The sequence below is a fragment of the Cupriavidus sp. KK10 genome, from assembly GCF_018223725.1.
GTDB classification, from domain to species: Bacteria; Pseudomonadota; Gammaproteobacteria; order Burkholderiales; family Burkholderiaceae; genus Cupriavidus; species Cupriavidus necator.
This window is the reverse complement of record NZ_CP073677.1, coordinates 769338-795148: the sequence shown is the minus strand read 5'-3', so window position 1 is coordinate 795148 and position 25811 is coordinate 769338. Positions and strand designations below refer to the sequence as shown.

The following is a 25811-nucleotide window of genomic DNA, read 5'->3' as shown; positions in this document are numbered from 1 at the left end:
GTTTTTTTCGTTGTCATGCCCGGCGGCTCGTGCCGGGTGCCGCAGGCCGTGGCCTGCGCGTCATTCTTGTATCTTGTAATTGGCGGCGGGCCTCAGGCCGCAACCCGTCCCACCTGCAGAAAGGCCGGCGCGTCCAGCAGCGCGCGCACGTCCAGCACCTGCCAGTCACGCCCGTCGCGGTCGGCAAAGCGTTGCCCTTCCCATGCCGGCGTGCCGGCCGGTGGTGGCGCATCGCCGTGCGGCAGGCTCAGGTCGGCGGCATGGCGCAAACCCGCCACGCGCGTGGCCAGGATCGCGCAGGCGCGCTCCACCTGGCGCGACAGCACCACGATCTTGCTGCCGGGCTGCAGCGGCGTTGGCGCGCCGCCGCAGAACAGGCTGAAATCGATCACGCCCAGCAGGCTGCCGCGCGCATTGACCAGGCCGCTGTACCACGGCTGCGTCAGCGGCACCGGGCTGGGCGGGCGCATGTCGAGCACCTCACCGGTATCGGCCAGCGGCAGCAGCCAGTTGCGCGCGCCCACCTGCAGCGCCAGGTAGCTGTCGGGCGCGGGCAGGCTGCGCGCCTCGCGCAGGCGCCGGGCCAGCATGGCCTGGTAGTCCTGCAGACGGGTCTGGCGGGCGCGGAGGTCTTGGCGTGGCGCATTCATCTGGCGGTCCCCGGAACAGGTGGCAGTGGCTTCCCGTACGGCCTGCGCTGGCAGCTCAGTGCGCCAGCGCGGCGATCTTGCCCAGCAGCTCTTCGCCGTCGACGGGCTTGACGATGTAGTCAGACGCGCCCTGGCGCATGCCCCAGATGCGGTCGGTGTCCAGGCCCTTGCTGGTGCACATGATCACGGGGATGTCCTTGAAGCGGTCGTCGCGCTTGATCGCGCGGGTGGCCTGGTAGCCGTTCTGGCCGGGCATCACCACGTCCATCAGGATCAGGTCGAAGCTCTCGGCCTGCAGGCGCGCGAAGGCCTGGTCGCTGTTGCTGGCAACCGAGACCTTGAAGCCGCGCTTGCCGAGCAGGTCGGACATGAACAGGGCTTCGGTGGGGGAGTCGTCGACGATCAGGATCTTGTTGATGGCAGTCATGAGGTTTTCCTTCGATTCGTACATGGCGTCGCGTGCATGCGCTTCAGGCAGGCAGCACGTGGCCCGCGGCCTGGCATGGCAGACAGGCCTGCACGGCGTGCAGCAGCGCTTCGCGGGTAAAAGGCTTGGCTAGATGGTCGTGCGCGCCGACCAGGCGGCCGCGCGAGCGGTCGAACACGCCGTCGCGCGAGGACAGCATGATCACGGGGATGGCGTGAAAGCGCGGACTCTTCTTGATCAGGGAGCAGGTCTGGTACCCGTCCAGGCGGGGCATCAGGATGTCGCAGAAGACCAGGTCCGGGTGCAGCTCGCCCACCTTGGCCAGCGCCTCGAAGCCGTCTTCGGCCAGCACCACCTGGTATCCCGCCTGCGACAGGAAGATCTCCGCGGTGCGGCGGATGGTGCTGGAATCATCAATGACCAGCACCTTGCGGCGCGGCGGCGCCGTGGTGTCCGGAATGGAAACGCCAGGCGCCACACCCTGGGCGCCGGCGGTATTGACCCGCTGGTTTTCTTCTGTTTGAGCGACCCGCATTGTTGTTCCCGCGACCAGCTGCCCCTTGCGGAGCGCCGGCAAGCACTAGAGAACACCCGTGCGGAGCAGCGCGACCCCATGCGCGCCCCGACGGACCCCCGACAATTTTTGTTTCCCTTCCAAGGCCGGGCTGTGCCCGGCAGCGGCGGTGCGTGGAACCCGCACCTGCCTACCGTCCTCCCAGCCAGAGGCAGAGGGACGGGCAGTCATTTTGCAACAGAGTGTGACAAGACGCCGGGGGGCCGTCAATCCGGTCCGGCCGCGGCCGGCCGGCGTTCTGTCGCATCGGCGCGACGCGCGCCCGGTAATTGTTCTTCTGGGGGACGCCGCCTCAGATGGCGACCATCTCGAAATCTTCCTTGCGCGCACCGCATTCCGGGCAGGTCCAGTTGATGGGCACGTCTTCCCACCGGGTTCCGGGGGCGATGCCGTCTTCCGGCGCGCCTGCGGCTTCATCGTAGATCCAGCCGCAGATCAGGCACATCCAAGTCTTGTATTCCATAACAGGCTCTGGCCACTCTCCATTAAAATCCAGCGCAGATGGTACCGAAACCGTGCCGCCGGCGCCAGCCGGCGGCCGCCAGAATCGTGCCAGATCCGCCGTGTTCGCGCATGTTAGCGCCCTGTTAGCGCCTGATTGGCCGGCAATTGCAGCGAATTTCCGCTGTTTTTGCTGCATGTCAACGATAAGGCCCGGGCCCGCCGCACACGATCCCTGCAGTCCTTGTCCTCACCTCAACGCCATGTCCCGTAATCAGCAGCTCTTCGACCGCGCCCAGCAGACCATTCCCGGGGGCGTCAACTCGCCCGTGCGCGCCTTCCGCTCGGTGGGCGGCACGCCGCGCTTCATCACGCGTGCCGAAGGCGCCTATATGTGGGACGCCGACGGGCAGCGCTATATCGACTACATCGGCTCCTGGGGCCCGATGATCGTGGGCCACGCCCACCCGGAAGTGGTGCGTGCGGTACAGGAAACCGCCGCGCACAGCTTCTCGTTCGGTGCCCCGACCGAGGCCGAGATCACCATGGCCGAGGAAATCTGCAAGCTGGTGCCGTCGATCGAGCAGGTGCGGCTGGTCTCCTCCGGCACCGAAGCCACCATGAGCGCACTGCGGCTGGCGCGCGGCTTCACCGGCCGCGACCTGATCATCAAGTTCGAAGGCTGCTACCACGGCCACGCCGACAGCCTGCTGGTCAAGGCCGGCTCCGGCCTGCTGACCTTTGCCGACACCACCCAGAACGCGCCGTCGTCAGCCGGCGTGCCGGCCGACGTGACGCGCCACACCATGGTGCTGGAGTACAACAACGTCGAGCAGCTGGAACAGGCCTTCGCCAGGCATGCCGGCGAGATCGCCGCGGTGATCGTCGAGCCGGTGGCCGGCAACATGAACCTGGTGCGCGCCACCGATGCCTTCCTGAAGGCCATGCGCGACCTGTGCACCCGCGACGGCGCGGTGCTGATCCTGGACGAGGTCATGACCGGCTTCCGCGTGGCGCTGGGCGGCGCGCAGGCGCACTACGGCATCCGGCCCGACCTGACCTGCCTGGGCAAGGTGATCGGCGGCGGCATGCCGGCGGCGGCCTTTGGCGGGCGCCGCGACATCATGGCCAAGCTGGCGCCGCTGGGCGGCGTCTACCAGGCCGGCACGCTCTCGGGCAACCCGCTGGCGGTGGCCGCGGGCCTGGCCACGCTCAAGCTGATCCAGGCACCCGGCTTCTATGAGCGCCTGGCCACCCAGACCCGCAAGCTGGCCGACGGCCTGGCCGAGGCCGCCAAGGCCGCGGGCGTGCCGTTCGCGGCGGATGCCATCGGCGGCATGTTCGGGATCTACTTCCGCGACGGCGTGCCGTGCAGCTTCGCCGAGGTAACCAGGAGCGACACCGCGCGCTTCAACCGCTTCTTCCACGCCATGCTGGATCACGGCGTCTACCTGGCGCCGTCGGCCTTCGAGGCCGGCTTTGTCTCGGCGCAGCACGACGACGCCATCCTGGCGGCCACGCTCGACGCCGCGCGCAAGGCGTTCGCGGCGGGCTGAGGCCATGCCAGGCAGGCGGCGCCCCGGTGCGCCGCCTGCCCCTCTGGCGACAGGGGCGGTGCGCTACACTTGGGTTTTCGTCCAACCCGCGGAGTCTCTGATGCGCGCCTCTTCGTCCCCCTCCTTGTCCAGCAGCTCGCCGATGCCTGTCTTGCGCTGGCTGCTGCTGGCGGTTATGGCCAGCCTGCTGTCCGCATGCGGCTACAACGACTTCCAGACCAAGGACGAGGCGGTCAAGGCAGCCTGGAGCGAAGTCATCAACCAGTACCAGCGCCGCGCCGACCTGATCCCCAACCTGGTCAACACGGTCAAGGGCTACGCCACGCACGAGCGTGAGACGCTTGAGGCCGTGACCAAGGCGCGCGCCGCCGCCACCAGCATCCAGGTCTCGCCCGAAACCCTGAACGACCCCGAAGCCTTCAAGCGCTTCCAGCAGGCCCAGGGCGAGCTGTCCGGCGCGCTGTCGCGCCTGCTGGCGGTGTCCGAGAACTACCCGCAACTGAAGGCCGACGCCTCGTTCCGCGACCTGCAGTCGCAGCTTGAGGGCACCGAGAACCGCATCACCGTGGCCCGCCAGCGCTATATCGCCGCCGTGCAGCAGTACAACGTGCTGGCGCGCAGCTTCCCGACCAACCTGACGGCGATGGTCTTCAAGTACCCGGTCAAGCCGTCGTTCACGGTGGACAACGAGAAAGCCATCTCCACGCCGCCCGCAGTCAAGTTCTGAGACGGACCACACCATGGGCCACACCCTGCGCTCGCCCTGGCGGCACGCCTGGCTGGCGGCCGCCCTGCTATGGCTGGCGGCGTTGCTGGCCGGCCCGGCGCTGGCGGCAGACGGCTTTGTCGCGGTGCCGCCGCTGACCCAGCGCGTCACCGACCTGACCGGCACGCTGACGCCGCAGCAGCGCGGCGCGCTCGAGAACGTGCTGGCGGAATACGAGCAGCAGCGCGGCAGCCAGATCTTCGTGCTGATGGTGCCCACCACCGATCCCGAGCCGATCGATGCCTACAGCATCCGCGTGGCCGACGCCTGGCGCGCCGGGCGCAAGGGCATCGACGACGGCGTGATCGTGCTGATCGCCAAGGACAACCCGCCCGGGCTGCGCAAGATGCGGCTGGAGGTCGGGCGCGGCGTGCAGGGGTCGCTGACCGATGCCATGTCCAAGCGCATCCTGCAGGACGTGATGGCCCCCCACTTCCGCCAGAACGACTTCTACGGCGGGCTGGCGGCGGGAATCTCGGCCATCCAGGCCACCATCGACAAGGAAGGCCTGGCGGCACCGCAGCGCAAGGCGCAGCAATCGTCCGGGCTGGCCGAGTGGCTGCCGGCACTGCTGCCGCTGGCGATCATCGTGTTCTTCTTCCTGAGTGCCATCCTGCGCCGACGCGGCCCGCAGATCGTCACCACCCGGCGCGGTCGCGACGTGATCGCCGGTGGGCTGGGCGGCCTGGGCGGCTACACCATGGGGCAGGACTGGGGCCGGCGCAGCGGCGGCTGGGGTGGTGGCGGCTTTGGCGGAGGCGGCGGTGACAGCGGCGGCGGCTTTGGTGGCGGGGGCGGCGGCGGCTTCGACGGCGGCGGCGCCTCGGGCAACTGGTGACAGCAAGGAACGACGACAATGCCGAATCTCCGACGTGCCCTGCACCATATCGCCACCACAGCCGGCGCAGCCCGCAAGCACTTTCCGGCCGAAGCCCAGCAACAGCTGCATGAAGCCGTGCACGCCGGCGAAGCCAGCCACCGCGGCGAGATCCGCGTGGTGATCGAAGCCAGCCTGCCGGTGGGCCATGCTTGGGCCGGCGTCACGCCGCGCGAGCGCGCCCGCTTCCTGTTTGGCGCGCTCGAGGTCTGGAACACCGCGGACCATACCGGCGTGCTGCTCTATATCAACCTGGCCGACCATGCGGTCGAGCTGCTGGCCGACCGCGGCATCGACGCCTGCGTGGGGCCCGCCACCTGGCGCGAGCTGTGCGACGAACTGGCGCGGGGACTCAGGCAGGACCTGTCGGTACGGCCGGTGCTGGCCACGGTGGCGCGCATCCATGCACTGTTGGCCACGCACTTCCCGTCTGGCGGCGGGCCCAACCCGAACGAGCTGGACGACCGTCCGGTCATGCTCTAAGGTCTGTTCACATCGCCAGGTCTGGCTCCATCGCAATGGCCAACGACGTAACGGCCAGATAGCGATGCGCAAGCTCGTTGCCGGTTTCCTTCTGGCCTTCCCCTTGGCCTGCGCCATCGACCAGGCAATGCGCGGCTTTCATCGGCGAAACATCCTTTTTCCCGATATGACGTCTGGCGTTCACGGGCTACGCTTGGTCAACAACTGCACGACAGCCAGTGAGGCGGAGCGCCAAGACTCCGCCAGGACAAGGGGAAGCCATGCCAGAATGCCCAACGGACGAGGATCGAGGGGGCCCTGCGCCCAGAACAGACCTTCGGGAATTCCTTTTGGAGGCAAGTCTCAGAAGTGCCAGCGCCATCATGTTTGCTGCGTTCGCTTACGCGGCAATCCGGCACTGGCTCGCGGACCCGACGCGAATCACCTTGCTGCTGCTCGTGCTGGCAAACTGCCTGACCCTTGGCCTGTCCCTGTTTGTCCGGGTTCCGAAGCGACGAGACTGGAATCCGGTCACAGTCATCTGCTCGTTGGGCGCCTCATACTATTTCGTGGCAATTCAGCTGGCGCCAGGGGAGCACCTGGTACCGGAAATACTTGGCGCTGGCCTCCAGGTCATAGGAATCACCTGGCAGATCTACGCAAAGATCTCGCTCCGGTTCTCGTTCGGAATACTGCCTGCCAATCGCGGAATCGTGTCGAGCGGGGCTTACCGGTTCGTGCGGCATCCGATCTACCTTGGCTACCTCATCACCGACGTCGGCTTCCTGCTCACAAATTTCGGGCCGCAGAACTTGCTGGTCTATGCCGGGCTGTACGCGCTGCAGGCTGTGCGGATAAATCGCGAAGAAAGGCTGCTCTCCGACGACCCCGAATACTGTCGGTATCGCGAAAAAGTGCGATTCCGCGCGTTGCCAGGTGTTTACTGAGCGTGCCGAACCCGTCATTGGGATTGGGATAGCCCGCCAACCGGGGGCGACGACGCGAAGGAAATTCAGGTCGGGCCAGTCATCGTCAGCGCGGGCGGCGCGCACCCATCAGGTACCACACGGCCGCGAATATTTGCAGCGCCACCAGTCCGCCCCACGCCGTCAGGTGTGCAGCCTTGGGATAGTGTCCGGCCGTGGCAGGCCACAGATCCAGCACCAGTCCCACACCCACCTGACAGGCAAAGGTGGACAGGAACACCGTCAGCGTCAGCGCCGTGGTAGCCCTTCCGATCAGCGCATCAGGGAAGCTGCGCGCCAGCACCGCATAGGTCAGGATGCCGCTGGAGCCGAACACGCCATAAGCCACCCACAGCAGCACCGGCGGCAGCGGGACCTGCGCCATCAGCAGCAGCTGGACCACGATAAAGGCGGTCATGCCAGTGCCGGCAAAGGCATACAGGCTCACGCCGATACGCTCCAGGTGGCGCGCGGCCCAGCCCGCGCCGACGCAGCCGGCCATCATGGCAAAGCCGATCACCGAGACCAGTTGTGCGCTGCTGGCCGGATCGAAGCCGGCCACGTCGCGCAGGAAAGCACCCACCCATAGCGTCTGCACCGCCATGAACACGCCCTGATTGAGCAGTGTCAGCGGTACCACGCGCCAGAAACGTTCGCTGGCCAGGATCTGGCGCGTGCCGCGCAGTTGTTCGCGCAGGCTTTCCTTGCCGGCGCGTGGCTTGTCGGGCACGCCGAACCACAGCAGCACCGCCATCGCCAGCGATATGCAGGTCAGCCCCATGCTGACCGTGCGCCAGTCAGTCAATGACAGCAGCCACGACAGCGGCGCGCCGACCAGCACCGCGCCCAGGCCGCCAATGGCCATCACCACGCCGTTGAGCAATGGCATGCGCGACAGCGGGAACCACATCGACAGCGCCTGGATGGTGGCGCCCAGGCACACCGACACGCCCACCCCGATCAGCAGCCGGCCGGCGGCCAGCCCGGCCATGCCGGGCGCCAGCGCGAACACCATCGAACCGGCCACGGCCACCAGCAGCATCACCGCCTCGGTGCGGCGCGGGCCGTAGCGGTCCAGCAGGATTCCCGCCGGCAGCTGGGCGCAGGCAAAGCCAAGGAAGTAGAAGCTGGTGAGCAGGCCCAGGTCGCCGGCATTGAGCCCGAGTTCGCGCGTCAGGTGCGGCGCAAAGCCCAGGTTGACGCCGCGGAACAGATAGGACACCAGGAAGCCCAGCGAGAATACCGCCAGCACGCGCCAGCGGGCGCCGGCAGCAGCACCAGTGGCGAGTCGCGCTTGCGAGGGCGCAGAAGACAAGTTTGAAGTCGTAGTCGTCATGATGGCCCGAATTGTCGTTCCTCTGGCAATTCAAGGCCAACGAAAGATACCCGCCGCAATTGTGAGTAGAATTTGACGGCCATGGCCAAATCCCCCGCCAAACCCGCCCAACGCCCGGTCCACCTGCCGCCGCTGCAAGCGCTGCGTGCGCTCGAGGCCGCCACGCGCCACCGTAGCTTCTCGCGCGCGGCCGAGGAACTGGCCCTGACGCACAGCGCCATCAGCCACCATATCCGCGCGCTGGAGACCAGCCTGGGCACCAAGCTGTTCCAGCGCAGCGGCAGCCAGATGATCCCCACCAGCGTGGGCGCGCGGCTGGCCGAACAGGTGCGCGGCGCGCTCGACAGCATCGAAAGCGCGCTGCGTGAGGCCGGCAACAGCGCCGGGCCGCCGGTCGTCCGGCTGCAGGTCAGCGTGATGGCCGACCTGGCCAATGCCTGGCTGATCCGGCGCCTGCCCAGCCTGCACGCCCAGGTGCCGTCGCTGGACCTGCACCTGCGGCTGCATGCGGAAATCACGCCGCCCGACCCGTACAGCGTCGATGTCGGCATCTGGCACCAGCGCATCGACCTGCCCGGCTTTGAATGCCACAACCTGATCGAGGACCATGTGATCGCGGTGGCCAGCCCGGCGCTGCTGGCGCGCTACCCCGGCTTCACGCTGGCCGACGTGCCGCGCATGCCGATGCTGCGCTTTGCGCTGCGCCCCTGGCGCGACTGGCTCGAAGCCGCCGGCCTGCCCGGCGACGAGCCCGAACGCGGCCCGATCTTCCAGGATGCCGGCCTGATGCTGCAGTCCGCCGTCGCTGGGCTGGGCGTAGCCACTGCGCGCGCCCAGCTGGCGCACGACTACCTGGCCAGCGGCGAACTGGTGCAGATCGGGCCCGCCCGCATCCCGTCCAGCCTCCACTACTGGGTCACCTGGCGCGAAGGCAATCCGCGCGAGAAGGCCATCCAGCAGTTCCATGCATGGCTGCAGGAGCAGGTCCGGCAGGAAGCCGGCCACGTCCACCCTGCCGCCGACGGCGGCACGCCCGCCGAGCGGTTTCATGCATGAAATCGTTTGAAGCGTGGATGTTGGCAATACGAATCATTTTCGTCTAGGCCAGTGAAATCAAGGGCTTGGCGAATGGCGCAAGCCGTCCGATGACCCGCCATACGTGTGCGCCGCGGCCTTGCCGGAACTGCCCGAGTTTCACCAATGCAACCAATCGGCGCACGGTGCCAGCAACCGTGAAAAATCTACCCGGCCCATCCAAAGAGATGAGAAACGGCCGGGCCGGCCTTGGCCGGCATCGGGCAAACGCTTGTCAACGCGTCGATTCCCTCCACCCAAGCGCGCCCGCACGGCGCGCGCGGCGCCAAAAGGCTGAGGCCAGCCACGGCGCGCCGGGGTGGCTACCGATGTACAGAGTTCAAATCGTTGTAACGGAAATGAAACTACCTGGCAGCTTCACTCGCGTGCTGCATCCGAGCCCTGACGCCTGTCCATTTGAAATTTCGCTCTCCCTCCTTCGGATGGGAATTGCCGCCAAAAAGTAGGTCTTTCGCCACCCTTCTGCCGCGCGGCGTGATGCCTGTGTCTCATTACGAGCTCACCAAATATTGCATCGCAGCATAAAAATCCGGCCGCATGTATCAGACGCGGAACATTATTGATCGCCAATAACGGGCAAATGCCAGCCGAAAATTCCTCTTTCCTTTTGTTATCAAAGAGTTAGCCATATCTGGCACGTTCGTCGCACATATGTCCGCGCGAACAGAAGCCCGGAACAGGGGGACGTCTGAAACCGAAGCGGCAACACACTGGCACGCGTTCGCCGAAGATCAGTTTCAGGACGACCCCGCATCCCAGGGCGGGATTCGGACTGGCGCTGTAAGCGTGGGCCACGCGGCAGGAACTGGCCCGCATCGGCAGGCCAGGTTGCAGGGGTCGTCGACAAGATTAGCGGAGGTCGTTCAGGAACACGGGCCGCAAGCGGACGAAACGCGGCCCGTGGTACCTGGACTATGCGGGCACGCCACGGCCAAACGGGGCGGCACGCAGACAACAAGCGGACGCATCGGCCAGGCCGGCGCATCCGGACAAGAAACGGGGTGAAGCAACAGTCTGCGATGCAGGCGAAGCGAAGCGGCAGCCGCCGTGACCGATACCAGGGAGGTAAGGTCGCGGCGGCGGCGAAAACGGGCCCACCGGCCCGCGCAGCGCAGCGCCGCGGGCAGCAATTTAGGGAGAGCGCCAGGCCGCGGCATGGTCATGATGCGGCAAGGCGCTGGCCTTAGAGCGAACGAAACCAGTGACCCGCGACAGCAGGCCGCCGGCTTTGTAAAAACAAAAGATCCGGGGAAATTTTATGAGCGCGTACACCAACCGCCCGCTGCTGTACCTGTCGCAGCACCACGACGCCATGCTCTGCAGGATGCTCGCGCAGCGTGGCTGGAAGATCAGCTTCGCCTCCAACCTGCAAGACCTCCACGCGCTGCCCCCGGGCAACCAGCCGCTTGCGGCGATGCTCGACCTGCAAGGCGGCTTCAGCGACGCCGACCTGGAATCGTTCGAGTCCTGGCTCTCGCTGCCGCATATCGGCTGGATCGGCGTCATCGCCGGCCAGGAGTCCCTGACCGAATCCGCGCGCCGGCTGCTGGGCCTGTACTTCGTCGACTATTACACCGCACCGATCCAGCACTCTCGCCTGGCGGAATCGCTCGGCCACGCGCTCGGCATGGCGCAACTGCGCCCGGGCGCGCAGCATGCCCGCCCCGGCACCGCACGCCCGGACGGCATGATCGGCAGCTGCCCGGCCATGCAATCGCTCTTCCGCGGTATCGAGAAGGTGTCGCGGTGGGACACGCCCGTGCTGATCTCCGGCGAGTCCGGCACCGGCAAGGAACTGGCCGCTCATGCCATCCACCGTTCCTCGGAGCGGGCCTCGCGCCCCTTCGTTGCGGTCAACTGCGCGGCGATCCCGCCCACGCTGCTGATGTCCGAGCTGTTCGGCTATGAGCGCGGCGCCTTCACCGGCGCGACCAAGCGCAAGCCTGGCCGCATCGAGATGGCACAGGGCGGTACCCTGTTCCTCGATGAAATCGGCGACATGCCGATCGAAAGCCAGACCAGCCTGCTGCGCTTCCTGGAAACCGGCCGCATCGAGCGGCTGGGCGGCACCGAATCGGTGGAGGTGGATGTGCGCATCATCTCCGCCACCCACGTCGACCTGGAAGCCGCGATCGCCGCCGAACGCTTCCGCGGCGACCTCTACCACCGGCTGTGCGTGCTGCGCGTGCGCCAGCCACCGCTGCGCGAACGCGGCAGCGACATCCTGCTGATCGCCGAACACGTGCTGGACAACGTGCGCAAGCAGTCGCCGGCACGCATCCGCGGCTTCTCGCCGATGGCGCTGCGCGCGATCCAGCAGCACAACTGGCCCGGCAACGTGCGCGAACTGATCAACCGCATCCGCCACGCCGCCGCCATGTGCGAAGACGGCGTGATCCAGCCCGACGACCTGGAGCTGGCCACCCCCGCCGACGACCGCCCGCTCACGCTCGCGGCCATCCGCGAAGCGGCCGAGCAGACCGCGATCGTCGAGGCGCTGCAGCGGCATCATGAACGGCTGATTGACGTGGCCGCAGAGCTGGGGATTTCGCGGGTGACGTTGTTCAGGTTGATGCGGGATTACAAGCTGCAGGTGAAGAAGGGGGATCTGGGGTTGATCTGCGTGCAGGGCTAGCCGATCCATCGCGGAGGAACCGACCGATGTCACCTGATGCCTACCTTGAAATGGCCGAAACGGAAGCCTGCCACTGGTGGTTCCGGGGGCGGCGCGAAATCGTCGGCACGATCCTGTCCGGCCTGGCGTTGCCGCGCGACGCATCCATCCTGGAGATCGGCGCGGGCACCGGCGGAAACCTTGAGATGCTCTCGCGGTTCGGCAACGTCAGCGCCGTGGAAATGGATGGCACCGCCCTGCGGCTGGCGCGGGAGAAGACCCTGGGGGCCTACGATATCCGCAGTGGCAGGTGCCCCGACGACATGCCGTTCCCGGAACACAGCTTCGACCTGGTCTGCCTGCTCGATTGCCTGGAACACATCGCCGACGATGCCGGGGCACTGGACTGTACGGCAAGGATGCTGAAAGCCGGCGGCGCCGCACTCATTACCGTGCCCGCCTACCAATGGCTATGGAGTTCCCACGACGTCTTCCTGCATCACCAGCGCCGCTATAGCAAGCGGTCGCTGCATGCGCTCGTCACCCGGTGTCACATGCGCGTGGAACGGATGTCCTATTTCAACACGCTGCTGTTTCCGCTTGCGGTGGCGGCCCGCATCAGCGACCGGCTGAGCGGCAGCCAGAAGGCAACGGGAGCGGGGCTCCCGCCCCAACCCGTCAACCAGGCATTGCACCGCATGTTCAGCACGGAACGCCATTGGCTGGCACACGGATCGCTGCCGTTCGGCATTTCCCTGATGGCGATCGTGCGCGCATCGTGAACGCCGGCATCACCACGCCCGAACTTCGCCGGGTCACGCGCTTTCTGGTATCGGGCGCCACCTCGACGGGCGTGCATGTCGCCATCACCGCGACGCTGGTCACAACGCTGGCGGCCTCACCGGTCGCGGCGAACTGCGTGGCCTTCGTGTGCGCGACCGCCTGCTCCTATCTGCTCAACACCTTGTGGAGCTTCTCGTCGCGGCTGCGCCACCGGACCCTGGGCCGCTTTGCCGGCGTATCCCTGCTGGGACTGGGCCTGACCGTGGGCATTTCCTGGACGGCCCAATATCTGGGGGCCAGCTATTGGGCGGGCCTGGCCGGCGTGGTCCTGACGGTGCCGGTCTTCACCTACCTTGCGCACCGGGCCTGGACCTATCGGGACTAGGGCCAGGCCGGGCTCGCATCAGCGGCCACCGCTCACATGCCCGCGGTCGATCCGGATCACGCGCCTTCCCGAGGCGATGAGCTTGTCCTGGCCGGTCTCCTGGTAACGGCGCCGCACCAGATAGATCGGCCGCCCCTTGGCTTCATCATAGATGCGGCCGACATACTCGCCGACCACCCCCAGCCCGATCAGCTGGATGCCCCCCAGGAACAGCAGCACCGACAGCAGCGACGCATAGCCGGGGACATCGATCCCCAGGACCAGGGTTCGCGCCACGATGAAGGTGCCGTAGCAGAACGCGCCAAGCGCGATCAGGACGCCGATATATGTCCAGCTGCGCAGCGGGATGGTGCTGAAGCTGGTAATGCCCTCAAGCGCGAGGTTCCACAGACGCCAGCCGGAAAACTTGGAACGACCGGCACTGCGCATCTCGCGCTCATAGCGGACGATCGCGGTCTTGTAGCCCACCCACGCGAACAACCCCTTCATGAAGCGGCGTCGCTCCGGCATCTGCTTGAGCGCATTGATCACCACCCGGTCCATCAGCCGGAAATCCCCGACGTTCACGGGCAGCTTCTGGTCGGACAGCTTGTTGTGGATGCGGTAGTACGCGCCCGCGGTCACGCGCTTGAGCCACGAGTCGCACACGCGGCTGCTGCGCTGGGCAAGCACCACCTCTGCCCCTTCCCGCCAGCGCATGAGCAGCTCGGGGATCAGTGAGGGCGGGTCCTGCAAATCGGCGTCCATGGGAATCACCGCGTCGCCAAGGGCCTCGTCGAGTCCCGCGGTCAAGGCAGCTTCCTTGCCAAAGTTCCGCGTCAGGTCCACGACTCGCACGCGTGCGTCCCGGCGCGAATACGCAATGAGCTTGTCCAGCGTGTCGTCCGAGCTGCCGTCGTTCACCAGCACGATCTCGAAGCGGATCGCATCGATGGACTCGAGCACGGGAATGACGCTGTCGAAGAAGTGGCCAATGCCTTCTGACTCGTTGTAGCAGGGCACAACCAGAGAAAGCAGCCTGACGTCGTATGGGCCTGACATGATCCCCTCCCGAGACGGGGTGGCTTGTGCGCACACCGCCATGATTGCGCTGTCATGCGCCTTGTTATTTACCGGGTGCGAACCGCTCCCCGGTCCGCGCCCGGCGCAGGATTGCCATCAGCAGCAACAGCGTCACCAGCGGCCCGACCTGCGGGAAATGGCCCGCGTGATTCGCGCTCAGGACAATCGGCAGCAGCCATGCCACCACCAGGATCTCCCGCTCCCATTCCCTCCAGCCACGCGTCGCCCCCTCGACCGCCAGACCCGCAATCGCGAGCCCCATCCAGGTAAGCTCGTAGTACCAGACGTATGGGCTCACAAGCAGGGTGGCCGCCGCCACTGCGGCAATACGCAGCGCAGTCGAATTCCGGCCGCGCCAGACCTTGATCAGAGCCCAGATCGCGAAGCCCGCGCCCAGGCCGTGGGCCAGGTACGCAATCGCCACCGGCGCCCCGGCGCGGCGCATCATGGCAAAGAGCGTCGGGCAATAGCGCCATCCAAACTCCCCCTGCTCCAGCACCGTCTGCCTGAAGTGCGTGCCGATATCCAGGAACGTGGGTACGATCTGCCATCCCCATAGGGCGATGCTGCAGGTAGCCATTGCCGCAGCGGTCGCGGCAGCGGTAAAGAAGGTCTTCCATGCACGGTCTGCCACCAATGCCAGCGGCAGCATCAGCGCCAGCTGCGGCTTGATGCACAGCAAGCCGATCAGCAGGCCAGACAGGACTGGCCGGGTTTTCAACTGGATCAGCGCCCACGCCGCCACGCCCGCGGTCAGCAATGAGTTCTGCCCGATCATGGCAGCCTCGTGGATTCCCGGAAAAGCCAGCACGGGCAGCCACACCACATGGCGCGGCACGCCTGGCAAGGACAGGATCCTGAGCACCGCGGCGATATACATGACGGCCGTGCCGCCGATGAAGAGCAGATAGCTCGCTGCAAACGGCAGCAAGGACAGTGGCATCACAAACAACAGAAAAGTCGGGGGATAGACCCATGGCAGGAAGAACTGCCCCTCTCTCTCAACTGCGCCGAAAGCCGCAATGACAGGTGCCAGCTTGTGGTAGTCATAGACCGCGGCGGCCTGCCCCTTGATGGCCAGGTACGACGCACTCCAGAACGCCGAGAAATCCACGCCGGGGCGGCCCATCGCATCCGTGGTGAAGCCGTGCGTCCTGAAGGCCCATATCACGATCAGCGCGCCGTATACGATCAGCATGGCAACGCTGTAGGCCCTGAGACGCTCCAGGTCCAGCCAATGCCGCGACATCACTGACCCCGGCGTTGCTACCGGGCTATGGTCCAGGCTCATCGCTCCCCAACCCCCTGATATTCTGTGGCAGCGCCGGCCTGTGTTCTTCTTGGCAATGCAGCGGCGATGCATCGATGTACTGGCTCCATTCTGGTCAGGCGCCCACCGATGTACAAGCAGAACCACGGCCCAGGGCGAGGCGCTGGAATCTGGCTTGTGCAAGCGTTTCCAAACTGAATCACGACCCGCTTCGACCGCAATCCCGCGAGCCATTCCGGTTCTCCCTGCATTGACACCGGCGCAGCTGGTCCGCGGCGACGGCGCGCGTTTCCCCGCTGAAACGTTGGCCATCGGATGGCTTACTCCCTGCGACGCCTCGCGCGCGGAGGCCCGGCGGCGGCATTGCGTGTCGGTCTCAGCCAAATGCACTGTGTGCCGCGCGCTCCGACTCATACTTTTGGCGCAAGGATGGCCGCACGTGCGCGCTGCCTCGCATGCAAGCCCGGGCTTCAAAGAATTAAGCACGATTCGTCGTGGAAACGGGAGCACGGGCACGTTGTCGCCAGCCCAGCAAGGCGCGCACCCAGCCGGCGCCATCTCCCCGGGAAACAAGGGCATTTTCGGCAATGGCGCGGTTATTGCGATTGCCCGTCAACTGCGCCCCCGGCGGCGGCAGGCCAGCCGCGCGCCTTTCCTACCTGATCCGGATGGGTAACCACTACAGCCACCGCGAGACGCCATGAAAACCATTACGACCTGGGTGGAGACGAACAGCAGGGAAAGCCTGCTCCAGCAACTCGCTACGAAGCAGTGGTTCTGGCTCGCCCTCTTCGGACTCAGCCTGTTCTCGATCCTCTCATTTATCGGTGGGCGGTTGCTGGTGGATGCCGACACGTTCTGGCACATCGCCGCCGGCAAATGGATCCTTGCCAACCATGCAGTGCCAGCGACCGATCCCTTCTCGTTCTCTTTTCATGGCGCGAAATGGGTTCCGCATGAGTGGCTGGCCGAAGTCATCCTTGGCGCATCCCATGCCTGGCTCGGCTGGACCGGGCCGGTGCTGGTCACCGCGCTGGCGACCGCCGTCGCGCTGACCATGCTGTTGCGGTTCCTGCTGCGCTATATCGAGCCGCTGCATGCGTTCGCCGGGACCGCCCTGGCCTTCCTGACGCTGGCCCAGCATCTGCTCGCCCGCCCGCATGCGCTGGCCTGGCCGCTGATGGTGATCTGGGCCGCCCAGCTTGTGCTGGCGCGTGAGCAAGGCAAGCGACCCAGCCTGTGGCTGCCGGTCGTCATGCTGGCCTGGGCCAACCTGCATGGCAGCTTCCTGCTCGGTATCGGGCTGGCCGGCGCACTGGCCGTCGAGGCCATCCTGGCTGAAGGGCATCCACGCCGGAGCGCGCAGGCATGGGCACCGTTCCTGGCACTGACCGTGCTCGCGGGCCTGCTGACACCGAACGGCGTGGACGGCCTGCTCTTCCCCTTCCACGTTTCCGGCATGGGCTTTTCGCTCAGCATCATCAGCGAATGGAAGGCACCGGACTTCCGCCTGATCCAGCCAATCGAGCTGTGGCTTGGCTTTGTGCTGTTCGGCGCGCTCTACTTCGGGTTCCGCCTGCCTGCGACCCGGATCCTGATGTGCTTCGGGCTGGTTCACCTTGCCCTGGCCTTCGCGCGCTATGCCGAACTGCCGGGGCTGCTGGCCCCGCTGTTGCTGATGCCCAGCGTCGGCCCCCAGCTACGCGCAGCCATCCGTCCGGAAATCAAGCCGCGCCTGTCATCACGAAGTATTCGAATCATTACCGCGTTGTGCATGGCACTGTTCATGGCCAGCATCGCCTTCCTTGCCAAAGGCATCCAGCACGACCAGGGCCGGATACAGCCCCGTGAGGCCGTCGACGCGGCCATGGCGGCAGGTGCCGCCGGGCCGGTCTTCAATAGCTACAACTTCGGGGGCTACCTCATATTCTCCGGCATTGCGCCGCTCATCGACGGCCGTGCCGACCTCTACGGCGACGATTTCGTGCGAAGGTATATGGCAGCCTATTCCGGCGATGCCAGGATCCTGCAGGCCCTGATGCAGGAATACAAGGTCCGATGGGCCGTTCTGGAGCCCACAAGCCCTGCATCGAAGCTGATCCATGGCTTACCGGGCTGGCGAAAAGTGCATGAGGATGCAAATGCCGTCGCCTACGTCCGCGAACAATAGGGCCGTCACCCGCACGCCCGTGCCCGTGCCCGTGCCCGGCTAGCAGGCAGCGCGCGCCGCACCTTGCGGCATGGCAGGCGTCCCGGTGCCCTGCCTGGCCGTGGCGGGCCACGCCATGGCGCGCTGCATGGCCGCAGGCAGCGTTGGCCTGAACTTCCGTGCTCATGCAATGCCCCGGTCCGCAGGGCGCGTCGCTACACAACCTATAGCGCAGCCCCAGCGGCCATCGGCAGCGAGAGCTGCCCTGATCCCCCCATACCTGCCACGGCTCTCATCCTCGCGAACTCCAATCGCGATGCACACCCAATCCCCGCAGCGTCGCCCCCCCGGCAGGCCGTCGACAAGACGCGAAGCCTGCGTGAACCGCAAGCCTTGTCGCGCAGCTCCCCTTCGCAAGTCGGTTGCGCGCGCACGCCTGCGAATGCAGCGAAGAACAGCCATCCCACATGCCATGTTTCGAAGGTGAATCACGCGGCCGCGCGGGCCTGCAGCCCCCTGCACACAAGAGTTTGCAGGGACTGCCTGTGGAACCTGCCGGCACTCCAGCGGCCCTGGCGTACTTCGCAATGTTTCGATCCGGAAACGTTGCCTCGGCAGAAGACGCTCTCATCCGTCAGTCTGGCCGTCACCGGAAAAAGGGAGCGAAGCAGCCAGGAGGACTACCGACTGCGACGAATGCCGAACCTCGGCGCGAACGCTGCCTCATGCTTTTGGATGAAGTTTTTGCCCTGTTTCACCAGCGCGGCCCACGTGAGCACGTCACGCGATCTAGAACATCCGTAGCGGGGTCTGGAATGGCTTGCAAGACCCGCGTTTCCACCCAGCAACGAAGCGTGGCCGAAAAGCCGCCTGCAGGCCCGCCGAGTCTGTGGCCAGCGCGCATCGCTACCCGCAAACCCTTGTGGCACAACGGTTTGCGCTGGCCTGGCCTGGCGTTTGCCTATGTCAGGCACGCGGCACCGCAGTCCTGACTGCCGCGATGCTGGCGCAACGTTCGCCGGCATCAGATTCAAAAATACGGGGAGCCTCACCATGCCAGTCGCACATCAACCTGCGATGCCACACCGGAATATCGGCCACGCTGCTGCTGCCAGAGGCACCAGCAGCGCGCCGTTCCGTTGCATGGCTCGCGCAGGCCATGTGCAGCACGCCGCGCGGTGCATGCATGCGTCGGCACAACGCCGGCTGCAGTCACGCAACCCGCACGGTGTGCACGGCGGTCCCGGCCTGTGGCCGTTCCATGCATGCGCTATCTGCGCACCGCCCTGCTTCCGGACTTCCAGGCATTGATATCCGGTGCCAGTGTTGCCTTATCCGCAGTTCGTAGTCCTGCAGTGCCTGTTCCCAACCCAAGGAGTTAGTCATGCAAAACCTGACCACCATGCTGAAGCAATTCATCCGTGATGAAGACGGTGTGACCGCCATTGAATACGGCCTCATTGCCGCACTCATCGCAGTTGTCATCATCGTGTCGGTTCAGACGATCGGCACGAAGCTGAACATCATCTTCAAGTACATCGGCGACACCCTCACCAACGCCGCACCGGCCTGATAGTCGACCCGCACGCATGGCCGCCCTGTTCCGGGGCGGCCATGCGGCACGCACTCCCGCCCGACAAACAAACACAGACACCGGAGACGCCAAATGCCAAAGTTCTTCGCCAGGTCAAGAGATTTTCTGCGCGACGACCAGGGTGTTTCCGCTATCGAATACGCCTTGCTTGGCAGTCTGATCGCCATGGCAATTGTCCTTTCCGTGGCCACGCTCGGCGATGCCGTGGAAGCCATGTACGAGTTGATCGCCTCCAAGTTGCCTTGATCCATCCGGCCAGCGCACGCCCCAGACACCACCCAAGCCACCAGCCACTAACGCCATGCAAGCCGCCACCGCCCTCGCCCCCCTCGTCGGCCCCGCCACGATCGGCATCGTGCTGACAGCCGCGGCCATCGACCTGGAGCAGCGCCGCATTCCCAACTGGCTGACCTTTGGTGCGTGGATCGCTGCGCTGCCTGCAATGGCTGCCATTCATGGCCTGGCCGCCGGCTCGCTGGCGTGGCTCTATGGCTGGACGATGGGCCTGGCGCTGTTTCTGCCCTTCTACCTGATGCGCGGCATGGCGGCCGGCGACGTCAAGCTGATGGCAGCGGTGGGCGCCTGGCTCGGCGTCAGCATGGTGCTGAAGATCGCGCTGGCAACCTGCGTGATTGGCGGGGTCTGGGCACTGATACAGGTGCTTATCACAGGGCAGGGGCGCTCGACCCTCGCCCGAGTGGGCCACATGCTGATCGCCGCCCTGGTGCCTGGTTCACGGCCGGTACAACCTGAAGCCGGGGCCTCCGCCGGCTCCATGCCTTACGGCGTAGCGATTGCCGCCGGAACGCTGACCATGCTTTTTGCCAGCACATGACACCAGCCACAAGCGACACAACGCGCCGACCAGTCACGGGCGCCTGCAGGAACGAGAACACACTGAACAGCGAACAGGGGACGGCAATGAACGAGCATCACGACTCAGGCCACGCACCACGGCTCCTTGAGCCCGTCGCGACCGGCAGGAATGGCCATGCCGAGCATGGCACGCTGCCGATGCCGCCCTGGCACGTGCTGCCGCGCACGATTGCCGATACCGGCCTGGAGATCGCACAGTTGCTCGGGCTTCTGATGAAGGCCGCTTACCAGCACCGCACCGTCACGCTGGCAGTACTGACCGAAACGCTCAAGCTGCCGGCGCTGGTAGTCAATGACATTGCGGCCGTCGCCGTGCGCGAGCGCCTGCTGGAGATCGCGCACCGCGGCGCCAGCGACCTGGACGTGCGCTTCCGGCTCACTGACGCCGGCTATACCCGCGCGGCGGAAGCCTCGGCACGCTGCAGCTATGTCGGCACGGCGCCGGTCACGCTGGATGCGTACCTCGATGCCGTCAAGCGCCACTCGGTCAACCACGCTTCCGTGACCAAGGCGGACGTTACCGCCGCCTTCCATGACCTGGTGATCCCGGTCCATCTGCTCGACGCCATCGGCATGGCGTTGAACACCTGCCGCGCGCTGATGATCTACGGCCCGGCCGGCAGCGGCAAGACCTACCTGGCGCAACGGCTAGGCACGCTGTTGCCCGGTGCTGTGCCGGTGCCGCATGCCATCACCGTGGCCGGTGAAATCATCCAGGTGTTCGATCCGCTGGTCCATGTGCCGTTCGACGACAGCGAAGCGTCGCTGGCGCACCGCTCGCTGGACCGCCGCTGGGTCCTGTGCCATCGCCCGGTAGTGCTGTCTGGCGGCGAGCTGACGCTGTCCATGCTGGACCTGCGCTATGACCGCATCTCCGGCTTCTACCAGGCGCCCCCTCACATGAAGGCCAACAACGGCATCTACATCATCGATGACCTGGGCCGCCAGCTGGTCGGCGTCAGCGACCTGCTGAACCGCTGGATCGTGCCGCTGGATCGCAGCATTGACATGTTCACGCTGCAGACCGGCGTGCGCTTCTCGGTGCCGTTCGATGTCTGGCCAGTGTTCTCGACCAACCTCGAACCGTCGGAGCTGGGCGACGACGCCTTCCTGCGCCGGCTTGGCAGCAAGCTCTATGTGGGCCCGCTGTCGGTCGACGACTACCGCGAGGTCTACCAGCGCACCGCCGCTGACTTCGGGCTGGCCAGCACGGATGCGATGTTCGATTTCCTAGTCGACAGCCTGCACTATGCCAGCGATACACCGCTGCTGGCCTGCATCCCGCGCGACCTGCTGCGCCTGGTGGACTCGGGCGTGCGCTACCACGGCCATGCCGCACAGGTTACCGAGGCAGGCCTGCTGTCTGCATGGCAAGGCTACTACGGGCTGCGCGCTTCGGCCGACGCGATGCCATCGCTGGGCGCTGGCCATCGATGGTCGGATGACCGTCGCGCCGCAAGCTGAACTGCACCACACCATCGGACCACTGTAGGGGGAGAATCATCATGAAAAACACACGCGCAATCCTGATGCTGCTGATTGCCCTCGTCGCCGGCGTGGCGGCAGTGGTATCGGCGTCGCGATGGCTGGTCCAGCAGTCGTCCAGCTCGGTCAGGCAGGTGGTCGTCGCCGCCAACGACCTCAACCTCGGCCAGCCGCTCAACGGCAGCCAGCTGCGCATGGTCAGCTGGCCGACCGGCAGCGTGCCGCCCGGCGCGTTTGAAGACATGAAGGCGCTGGAGGGCCGCGTGGTCCGCACCAGCCTCCAGCGCGGCGAGCCCGTCATCGACGCCAAGCTGGCGCCGGTGGGCACCAAGGGTGGCTTGTCCGCCGTGATCAATGACGGCAAGCGCGCCATCACGGTCCGCGTCAACGACGTGGTGGGCGTGGCCGGCTTTGCGCTGCCGGGCAACTACGTCGACGTGATCGTCAATACCAACGAAGAAGCCAAGACCGCGCAGAGCGGCAGCATCTCGAAGATCGTGCTCGAGAAGATCCTGGTGCTGGCGGTAGCGCAACAGGTCAGCCGCGACGACACCCAACCCAAGGTGGTCAATGCGGTGACGCTGGAAGTCACGCCCGAACAGGCCGAGAAGCTCGACGTGGCACGCAGCGTGGGCACCCTGTCGCTGGTGCTGCGCAACCAGCTGGATGTGGCCGACATCAACACCGGCGGCGCCACCAAGGGAACACTGCTTGGCAAGACACCGGAGGCACCGGCCAAGGTGGTGACCAAGACCGAGACGCGCACCGTAGTCAAGACTCGCACGGTGGCGGCGGCGCCCGCACGCTCGGGCAACTGCATCGGCGTGCTGGCAGGCATGCAGGGCGGCGTCGAGTGCTTCTGAGAACCTACGCCAGGCATCCAACGAATTCTGAGCTGCAACACAGCCTCTCCGGGGGGAGATTCAAAATGAACCAGAAACGATCCGACGCTGCTGGCGGCACCCGCATCCTGGTGCTTGCCACCATCCTCTGCACACCGCTGGCCGCCGCAGCACAGGCCGCCATCGAGGCGGGCAACCTGACCAAGGCGACCGCACCGGCTGCCGCCAAGGCCCCGCAGGGTCCGATGCAGATGACCATCAGCATGACGCCCGGAGCCGCCGCGCCGGCCCCGTCGGCGCCGCCCTTGACGTCCGGGGACGCGCGCGGGCCCAACTGCACCGGCGCGATCCGCAGCGAATCCAGCGTGATGGTGGCAGTCGGCAAGTCTCAGCTGATCACGCTGCAGGAGCCGGTGCGCAACCGCACGCTGGGCAATCCCAACGTCGTGCAGGCCACCATGGTGTCGCCGCAGACGCTCTACGTACTGGGCCGCGCGGTGGGCACCACCAACATGATCGTGCAGGGCCGCAGCGGCTCTTGCAGCATCATCAACGTGGTGGTGAATGCCGACGCTGGCGGGCTGCAGACTTCGCTGGGGCAGCTGTTGCCCGGCGAGCCCGGCATCCGCGTGATGACGGCGGCGGACAACCTGGTGCTAACCGGCAGCGTCACCAACGCCCAGGCGGCGCAGCAGGCCATGGATATCGCCCAGGCATACGCCAACGCCGCACAGGGCGACGCCGCCAAGAAGGGCGGTGTGCTGAACATGCTGTCGGTGGATACACCGCAGCAGGTCATGCTGGAAGTGAAGGTGGCAGAAGTTTCCAAGACGCTGCTGAACCAGCTCGGCTCAGCGGTGAACCTGCAGGGCGGCTTCGGCTCCTGGACCGGCGGACTGGTGACATCGCTGCTGACCGGCGCCTCGGCGGCGTTCTTCGGCAGCAAGGCCAACAACCGGCCGTTCGACATCGCCATCGATGCCCAGAAGAACGACAGCCTGGTCAAGATCCTGGCCGAGCCGAACTTGGTCACCATCAGCGGCCAGGAAGCCAGCTTCCTCGCCGGCGGCAAGATCTATATCCCGGTGGCGCAGGCCAATGTGCTGAACGGTGCCGGCACCGTCACGCTGCAGGAAGAAGAGTTCGGCGTGGGTCTGAAGTTCACGCCCACAGTGTTGGCCAACGGCCGCATCCACCTGAAGGTAGCGCCGGAAGTGTCCGAACTGTCGCCCACGGGTGCCACCGTGCGCGGCGGCTCCCTGGCAGGCCAGACCGTGCTGCCGGTGATCACCACCCGCCGCGCCTCCACCACCGTGCAGATGCGTGACGGCGAGAGCTTTGCCATCGGCGGCCTGCTGACGGACAGCGCGCGCGGCTCGCTCAAGGCGGTGCCGGGTGCCGGCGAGGTGCCGGTGCTGGGCACGCTGTTCCGCAGCACGCAGTACCAGCAGGACCTGACCGAACTGGTGTTCATCATCACGCCGCGCCTGGTCAAGCCGATGCAGACCAACAACTACCCGCTGCCGACCGACAGCTTCTCCACGCCCAACCCGCTGTCGCTGTACTTCATGGGCAATATGGAAGGCGACGGCAAGCGTGTGCCGCAACCCGCGCCGGCACCGTCGCAGCCCGCCGCACCGGCCGCGGCGCCCGCCACGCCGCCCACGGCACCGCGCAGCGAAGGCACGCCCAACACCTCGGTCTCGGCCGTGCCGAATGGCAAACCGCTGGATGAGCCTGCGCCGGGTACGCGGGAACCAGTTGCCGGCGCCAGCAAGCGCCCTGCCCTGCCAGCCCCTGCGCCCGCCCGCAACACGGCAGCCGCGCCGCCGGCCGAGGACACCACCGCGCGCATCGCCCGCATCGAAGCCACCGCCGCCCGCCTGGCCCAGGCCAGGGCCGCGGCTACGGCCGGCCGCACCGTATCGGGCGGCAACTGATCCGCCGCGCCACCAGCAGAACCGGAGAACGACCATGAACAAGACACTGAAGCTTTCGCGCGGCGCCGCCGTCCTGGTGCTCGGCAGCCTGGCCTGCCTGGGACTATCGGCCTGCATGACCTCGACGCCGGTGTGGGACGGCCAGCGCGGCGTGGCGCTGGCCACCGTCACGCAGCTGCAGATCATCAATCCCGACGCGCCTGCCGGGCTGCCCACTGTCACCGGTACCGATGGCAAGACGGCTGTGGCAGCGATGAAGAACTTCGACCGTTCGCTGTCAGGGAGCCAGCAAGGCGGCGCACCCTCCATGACGATCGACTTCGGCGCCGGCGGCTATGGCGGCGTGGGCATGGGTGGCAACGGCCGCTGAGCACCAGAACCGCGGGAGACCATCATGTCTACATCGGGCTTCACACGATCCAGGCTGACGCGGCGCGCGCATCAGCGTGGCGCGGTTGCCATCATCGTGGGACTGTCGCTGGCTGTGCTGATCGGCTTTGTCGGGCTGGCGCTCGATCTGGGCAAGCTCTATGTCACCAAGAGCGAGCTGCAGAACAGCGTCGATGCCTGCGCGCTGGCTGCCGCGCGCGATGTCACCGGGGCCACGCCGCTGCTCGTGTCCGAGGCGGCCGGCCTGGCCACCGGCACGAGCAACGCTGCCCTGTTCCAGGGCAAGCCAGTGGAAATGTTCGAGAACCTCAACGTCTCATATAGCGATACATCTGGCAGCACCTTCTACACCAAGAACAACATTCCGTTCTCGCTCGACAAAGTGAAGTACGTGAAATGCACCGCCGAGCGCAAGGATATCGCCCACTGGTTCATCCAGATGCTCAACCTGCTGCCAGGGATCGATATCAAGGCCAGTACCGTCAATGCCATGGCCGTCGCCACCACCACCAGCGCGCAGACCGCCTGTGCCATCCCGGTCTATGTCTGCACGCCGTCAACGGCGAATCCGCCGAAAACCGCGTACAACCGGGGCGACTGGATCAAGTCCAGGGTCGATCCGAGCAGCGACCCATACGGTCCCGGCAGTTTTGGCTGGGCCGACCTTTCGCCTCCGGCAGGCGGCGCTTCCGAACTGGCCGACCTGCTTGCCGGCAGCGGACAGTGCGATCTGCCGGTAGTGGGCTCCAAGGTGGGCGAGCCAGGCAGCATCGCATCGCTGATCGCAGCGTGGAATACCCGCTTCGGGATCTATACCGGCTCTTACAAGGGACCGAACGATGGGGCACCCGACTTTACTGGTTATGCCTACACCCTGACCACATGGAATGCGCCAAATGGTGGCAACGCCTACGCTGACTTCATTCAGAAGCGGGGCACCAACGATCCCTACCAGACGGATGCGAACAGTGGCTTGCAAACCAAGGGCACGCCCTCAACCAAGCCAGTGCATCAGGCCGGCGCCGACCGCAGGCTGGTACAGGTGCCGATAGTGGACTGCACTGAGCTCGCCACGGCCAAACAAGCTGCGGTGGTCTCCTGGGCCTGCATGCTGATGGTCGAGCCAATGCAGGAACAGAGCGCAAAGGCTGCAACCAGTCTCGAATACCTGGGGGACTCGAAGGACCCCACCAGTCCGTGCGCGACCCAGGGTGTGCCCGGGTCCAGTACGGGTGTGGGCCCTCGTGTGCCGGTGCTGGTGCAATAGGAGCG

The 25811-nt window shown here is 66.1% G+C and carries 26 protein-coding genes; 18 read left to right on the top strand and 8 right to left on the bottom strand.

Annotated elements, in window-relative coordinates:
• Positions 1-92: 92 nt before the first annotated feature.
• The 4 genes from KB879_RS03945 to KB879_RS03930 all read right to left on the bottom strand — a co-directional run bounded on the left by KB879_RS03945 (position 93) and on the right by KB879_RS03930 (position 2114).
• Positions 93-650: a chemotaxis protein CheW gene (locus tag KB879_RS03945; RefSeq protein WP_211980808.1), complete on the bottom strand. Its 558-nt coding sequence runs from the start codon at positions 648-650 to the stop codon at positions 93-95.
• A gap of 55 nt (positions 651-705) precedes the next feature.
• Positions 706-1077: a PleD family two-component system response regulator gene (locus tag KB879_RS03940; protein ID WP_010813015.1), complete on the bottom strand. Its 372-nt coding sequence runs from the start codon at positions 1075-1077 to the stop codon at positions 706-708.
• Between the two features lie 43 nt (positions 1078-1120).
• Positions 1121-1612: a response regulator gene (locus tag KB879_RS03935; protein WP_249221249.1), complete on the bottom strand. Its 492-nt coding sequence runs from the start codon at positions 1610-1612 to the stop codon at positions 1121-1123.
• 331 nt (positions 1613-1943) lie between these two features.
• Entirely contained in the window at positions 1944-2114 is a 171-nt protein-coding gene (locus KB879_RS03930; protein ID WP_010813017.1) for a rubredoxin, read from the bottom strand.
• A gap of 241 nt (positions 2115-2355) precedes the next feature.
• Here KB879_RS03930 and hemL point away from each other — a divergent pair, with 241 nt between their 5' ends.
• The 4 genes from hemL to KB879_RS03910 all read left to right on the top strand — a co-directional run bounded on the left by hemL (position 2356) and on the right by KB879_RS03910 (position 5774).
• Entirely contained in the window at positions 2356-3648 is a 1293-nt protein-coding gene (gene hemL / locus KB879_RS03925) for a glutamate-1-semialdehyde 2,1-aminomutase (RefSeq protein ID WP_013955789.1), read from the top strand.
• Between the two features lie 100 nt (positions 3649-3748).
• Positions 3749-4375: a LemA family protein gene (locus tag KB879_RS03920; RefSeq protein WP_013955788.1), complete on the top strand. Its 627-nt coding sequence runs from the start codon at positions 3749-3751 to the stop codon at positions 4373-4375.
• A 13-nt stretch (positions 4376-4388) separates the two neighbouring features.
• Positions 4389-5252, top strand: a complete 864-nt coding sequence (locus KB879_RS03915) for a YgcG family protein (RefSeq protein ID WP_013955787.1) — start codon at positions 4389-4391, stop codon at positions 5250-5252.
• A gap of 18 nt (positions 5253-5270) precedes the next feature.
• Positions 5271-5774 carry a TPM domain-containing protein gene (locus KB879_RS03910; protein WP_211980807.1) on the top strand — a complete coding sequence of 168 codons (504 nt, stop codon included), beginning with the start codon at positions 5271-5273 and terminating at the stop codon, positions 5772-5774.
• A gap of 7 nt (positions 5775-5781) precedes the next feature.
• On the opposite strand, the gene KB879_RS03905 is transcribed toward KB879_RS03910, so the two are convergent.
• The gene (locus tag KB879_RS03905; protein ID WP_211980806.1) at positions 5782-5958 is read right to left on the bottom strand and encodes a hypothetical protein; all 177 of its coding nucleotides are present in this window, start codon (positions 5956-5958) and stop codon (positions 5782-5784) included.
• A 178-nt stretch (positions 5959-6136) separates the two neighbouring features.
• On the opposite strand from KB879_RS03905, the gene KB879_RS03900 reads away from it, so the two are divergent.
• Positions 6137-6700 (top strand): isoprenylcysteine carboxylmethyltransferase family protein, encoded by a 564-nt coding sequence (locus KB879_RS03900; protein WP_371827389.1) that lies wholly within the window; start codon positions 6137-6139, stop codon positions 6698-6700.
• An 85-nt stretch (positions 6701-6785) separates the two neighbouring features.
• Here KB879_RS03900 and KB879_RS03895 read toward each other — a convergent pair whose 3' ends face one another.
• On the bottom strand, positions 6786-8054 hold the full coding sequence (locus KB879_RS03895; protein ID WP_013955783.1) for a nitrate/nitrite transporter: 1269 nt from the start codon (positions 8052-8054) through the stop codon (positions 6786-6788).
• A gap of 81 nt (positions 8055-8135) precedes the next feature.
• Between KB879_RS03895 and KB879_RS03890 the strand changes: the two genes are divergently transcribed.
• From KB879_RS03890 to KB879_RS03875, 4 genes are all read left to right on the top strand, one after another.
• Positions 8136-9110, top strand: coding sequence for a LysR substrate-binding domain-containing protein (locus KB879_RS03890; protein WP_211980804.1), 975 nt, complete (start codon positions 8136-8138; stop codon positions 9108-9110).
• A gap of 1297 nt (positions 9111-10407) precedes the next feature.
• Positions 10408-11784 carry a sigma-54 dependent transcriptional regulator gene (locus KB879_RS03885; protein WP_211980803.1) on the top strand — a complete coding sequence of 459 codons (1377 nt, stop codon included), beginning with the start codon at positions 10408-10410 and terminating at the stop codon, positions 11782-11784.
• Between the two features lie 26 nt (positions 11785-11810).
• Positions 11811-12545: a bifunctional 2-polyprenyl-6-hydroxyphenol methylase/3-demethylubiquinol 3-O-methyltransferase UbiG gene (locus KB879_RS03880; protein WP_211980802.1), complete on the top strand. Its 735-nt coding sequence runs from the start codon at positions 11811-11813 to the stop codon at positions 12543-12545.
• Positions 12542-12931 (top strand): GtrA family protein, encoded by a 390-nt coding sequence (locus tag KB879_RS03875; RefSeq protein ID WP_211980801.1) that lies wholly within the window; start codon positions 12542-12544, stop codon positions 12929-12931. Before KB879_RS03880 ends, KB879_RS03875 begins: the two co-directional genes overlap by 4 nt.
• Before the next feature lie 18 nt (positions 12932-12949).
• Here the strand turns inward: KB879_RS03875 and KB879_RS03870 are convergent, their stop codons facing one another.
• Together KB879_RS03870 and KB879_RS03865 are read right to left on the bottom strand one after the other, a co-directional pair.
• On the bottom strand, positions 12950-13972 hold the full coding sequence (locus tag KB879_RS03870; protein WP_211980800.1) for a glycosyltransferase family 2 protein: 1023 nt from the start codon (positions 13970-13972) through the stop codon (positions 12950-12952).
• Between the two features lie 64 nt (positions 13973-14036).
• The gene (locus tag KB879_RS03865; RefSeq protein WP_249221248.1) at positions 14037-15575 is read right to left on the bottom strand and encodes a glycosyltransferase family 87 protein; all 1539 of its coding nucleotides are present in this window, start codon (positions 15573-15575) and stop codon (positions 14037-14039) included.
• A gap of 388 nt (positions 15576-15963) precedes the next feature.
• Here KB879_RS03865 and KB879_RS03860 point away from each other — a divergent pair, with 388 nt between their 5' ends.
• The 9 genes from KB879_RS03860 (at position 15964) to KB879_RS03820 (ending at position 25806) form a co-directional block, all read left to right on the top strand.
• Positions 15964-17433 (top strand): hypothetical protein, encoded by a 1470-nt coding sequence (locus KB879_RS03860; RefSeq protein ID WP_211980799.1) that lies wholly within the window; start codon positions 15964-15966, stop codon positions 17431-17433.
• 1363 nt (positions 17434-18796) lie between these two features.
• A complete protein-coding gene (locus KB879_RS03855; protein ID WP_013955771.1) occupies positions 18797-18985 on the top strand; it encodes a Flp family type IVb pilin in 189 nt (62 codons plus the stop codon).
• Positions 18986-19078: 93 nt separating this feature from the next.
• Positions 19079-19252 (top strand): Flp family type IVb pilin, encoded by a 174-nt coding sequence (locus KB879_RS03850; RefSeq protein ID WP_211980798.1) that lies wholly within the window; start codon positions 19079-19081, stop codon positions 19250-19252.
• Between the two features lie 55 nt (positions 19253-19307).
• Positions 19308-19841: a prepilin peptidase gene (locus KB879_RS03845; protein ID WP_211980797.1), complete on the top strand. Its 534-nt coding sequence runs from the start codon at positions 19308-19310 to the stop codon at positions 19839-19841.
• 86 nt (positions 19842-19927) lie between these two features.
• Positions 19928-21346 carry an ATP-binding protein gene (locus KB879_RS03840; protein ID WP_211980796.1) on the top strand — a complete coding sequence of 473 codons (1419 nt, stop codon included), beginning with the start codon at positions 19928-19930 and terminating at the stop codon, positions 21344-21346.
• Between the two features lie 41 nt (positions 21347-21387).
• The gene (gene cpaB / locus KB879_RS03835; RefSeq protein ID WP_013955767.1) at positions 21388-22230 is read left to right on the top strand and encodes a Flp pilus assembly protein CpaB; all 843 of its coding nucleotides are present in this window, start codon (positions 21388-21390) and stop codon (positions 22228-22230) included.
• 65 nt (positions 22231-22295) lie between these two features.
• Positions 22296-24149: a type II and III secretion system protein family protein gene (locus tag KB879_RS03830; protein ID WP_211980795.1), complete on the top strand. Its 1854-nt coding sequence runs from the start codon at positions 22296-22298 to the stop codon at positions 24147-24149.
• Positions 24150-24183: 34 nt separating this feature from the next.
• Positions 24184-24519 (top strand): hypothetical protein, encoded by a 336-nt coding sequence (locus KB879_RS03825; protein WP_211980794.1) that lies wholly within the window; start codon positions 24184-24186, stop codon positions 24517-24519.
• Positions 24520-24543: 24 nt separating this feature from the next.
• Positions 24544-25806 carry a pilus assembly protein TadG-related protein gene (locus tag KB879_RS03820; protein WP_211980793.1) on the top strand — a complete coding sequence of 421 codons (1263 nt, stop codon included), beginning with the start codon at positions 24544-24546 and terminating at the stop codon, positions 25804-25806.
• Positions 25807-25811: the final 5 nt, after the last annotated feature.

Bases quoted from the DNA above. Each gene is read 5' to 3' on its own strand.
- KB879_RS03945 (WP_211980808.1), bottom strand. From the start codon at position 650: ATGAATGCGCCACGCCAAGACCTCCGCGCCCGCCAGACCCGTCTGCAG.
- KB879_RS03940 (WP_010813015.1), bottom strand. From the start codon at position 1,077: ATGACTGCCATCAACAAGATCCTGATCGTCGACGACTCCCCCACCGAA.
- KB879_RS03935 (WP_249221249.1), bottom strand. From the start codon at position 1,612: ATGCGGGTCGCTCAAACAGAAGAAAACCAGCGGGTCAATACCGCCGGC.
- KB879_RS03930 (WP_010813017.1), bottom strand. From the start codon at position 2,114: ATGGAATACAAGACTTGGATGTGCCTGATCTGCGGCTGGATCTACGAT.
- hemL (WP_013955789.1), top strand. From the start codon at position 2,356: ATGTCCCGTAATCAGCAGCTCTTCGACCGCGCCCAGCAGACCATTCCC.
- KB879_RS03920 (WP_013955788.1), top strand. From the start codon at position 3,749: ATGCGCGCCTCTTCGTCCCCCTCCTTGTCCAGCAGCTCGCCGATGCCT.
- KB879_RS03915 (WP_013955787.1), top strand. From the start codon at position 4,389: ATGGGCCACACCCTGCGCTCGCCCTGGCGGCACGCCTGGCTGGCGGCC.
- KB879_RS03910 (WP_211980807.1), top strand. From the start codon at position 5,271: ATGCCGAATCTCCGACGTGCCCTGCACCATATCGCCACCACAGCCGGC.
- KB879_RS03900 (WP_371827389.1), top strand. From the start codon at position 6,137: ATGTTTGCTGCGTTCGCTTACGCGGCAATCCGGCACTGGCTCGCGGAC.
- KB879_RS03895 (WP_013955783.1), bottom strand. From the start codon at position 8,054: ATGACGACTACGACTTCAAACTTGTCTTCTGCGCCCTCGCAAGCGCGA.
- KB879_RS03890 (WP_211980804.1), top strand. From the start codon at position 8,136: ATGGCCAAATCCCCCGCCAAACCCGCCCAACGCCCGGTCCACCTGCCG.
- KB879_RS03885 (WP_211980803.1), top strand. From the start codon at position 10,408: ATGAGCGCGTACACCAACCGCCCGCTGCTGTACCTGTCGCAGCACCAC.
- KB879_RS03880 (WP_211980802.1), top strand. From the start codon at position 11,811: ATGTCACCTGATGCCTACCTTGAAATGGCCGAAACGGAAGCCTGCCAC.
- KB879_RS03870 (WP_211980800.1), bottom strand. From the start codon at position 13,972: ATGTCAGGCCCATACGACGTCAGGCTGCTTTCTCTGGTTGTGCCCTGC.
- KB879_RS03865 (WP_249221248.1), bottom strand. From the start codon at position 15,575: ATGGCCAACGTTTCAGCGGGGAAACGCGCGCCGTCGCCGCGGACCAGC.
- KB879_RS03860 (WP_211980799.1), top strand. From the start codon at position 15,964: ATGAAAACCATTACGACCTGGGTGGAGACGAACAGCAGGGAAAGCCTG.
- KB879_RS03855 (WP_013955771.1), top strand. From the start codon at position 18,797: ATGCAAAACCTGACCACCATGCTGAAGCAATTCATCCGTGATGAAGAC.
- KB879_RS03850 (WP_211980798.1), top strand. From the start codon at position 19,079: ATGCCAAAGTTCTTCGCCAGGTCAAGAGATTTTCTGCGCGACGACCAG.
- KB879_RS03845 (WP_211980797.1), top strand. From the start codon at position 19,308: ATGCAAGCCGCCACCGCCCTCGCCCCCCTCGTCGGCCCCGCCACGATC.
- KB879_RS03840 (WP_211980796.1), top strand. From the start codon at position 19,928: ATGAACGAGCATCACGACTCAGGCCACGCACCACGGCTCCTTGAGCCC.
- cpaB (WP_013955767.1), top strand. From the start codon at position 21,388: ATGAAAAACACACGCGCAATCCTGATGCTGCTGATTGCCCTCGTCGCC.
- KB879_RS03830 (WP_211980795.1), top strand. From the start codon at position 22,296: ATGAACCAGAAACGATCCGACGCTGCTGGCGGCACCCGCATCCTGGTG.
- KB879_RS03825 (WP_211980794.1), top strand. From the start codon at position 24,184: ATGAACAAGACACTGAAGCTTTCGCGCGGCGCCGCCGTCCTGGTGCTC.
- KB879_RS03820 (WP_211980793.1), top strand. From the start codon at position 24,544: ATGTCTACATCGGGCTTCACACGATCCAGGCTGACGCGGCGCGCGCAT.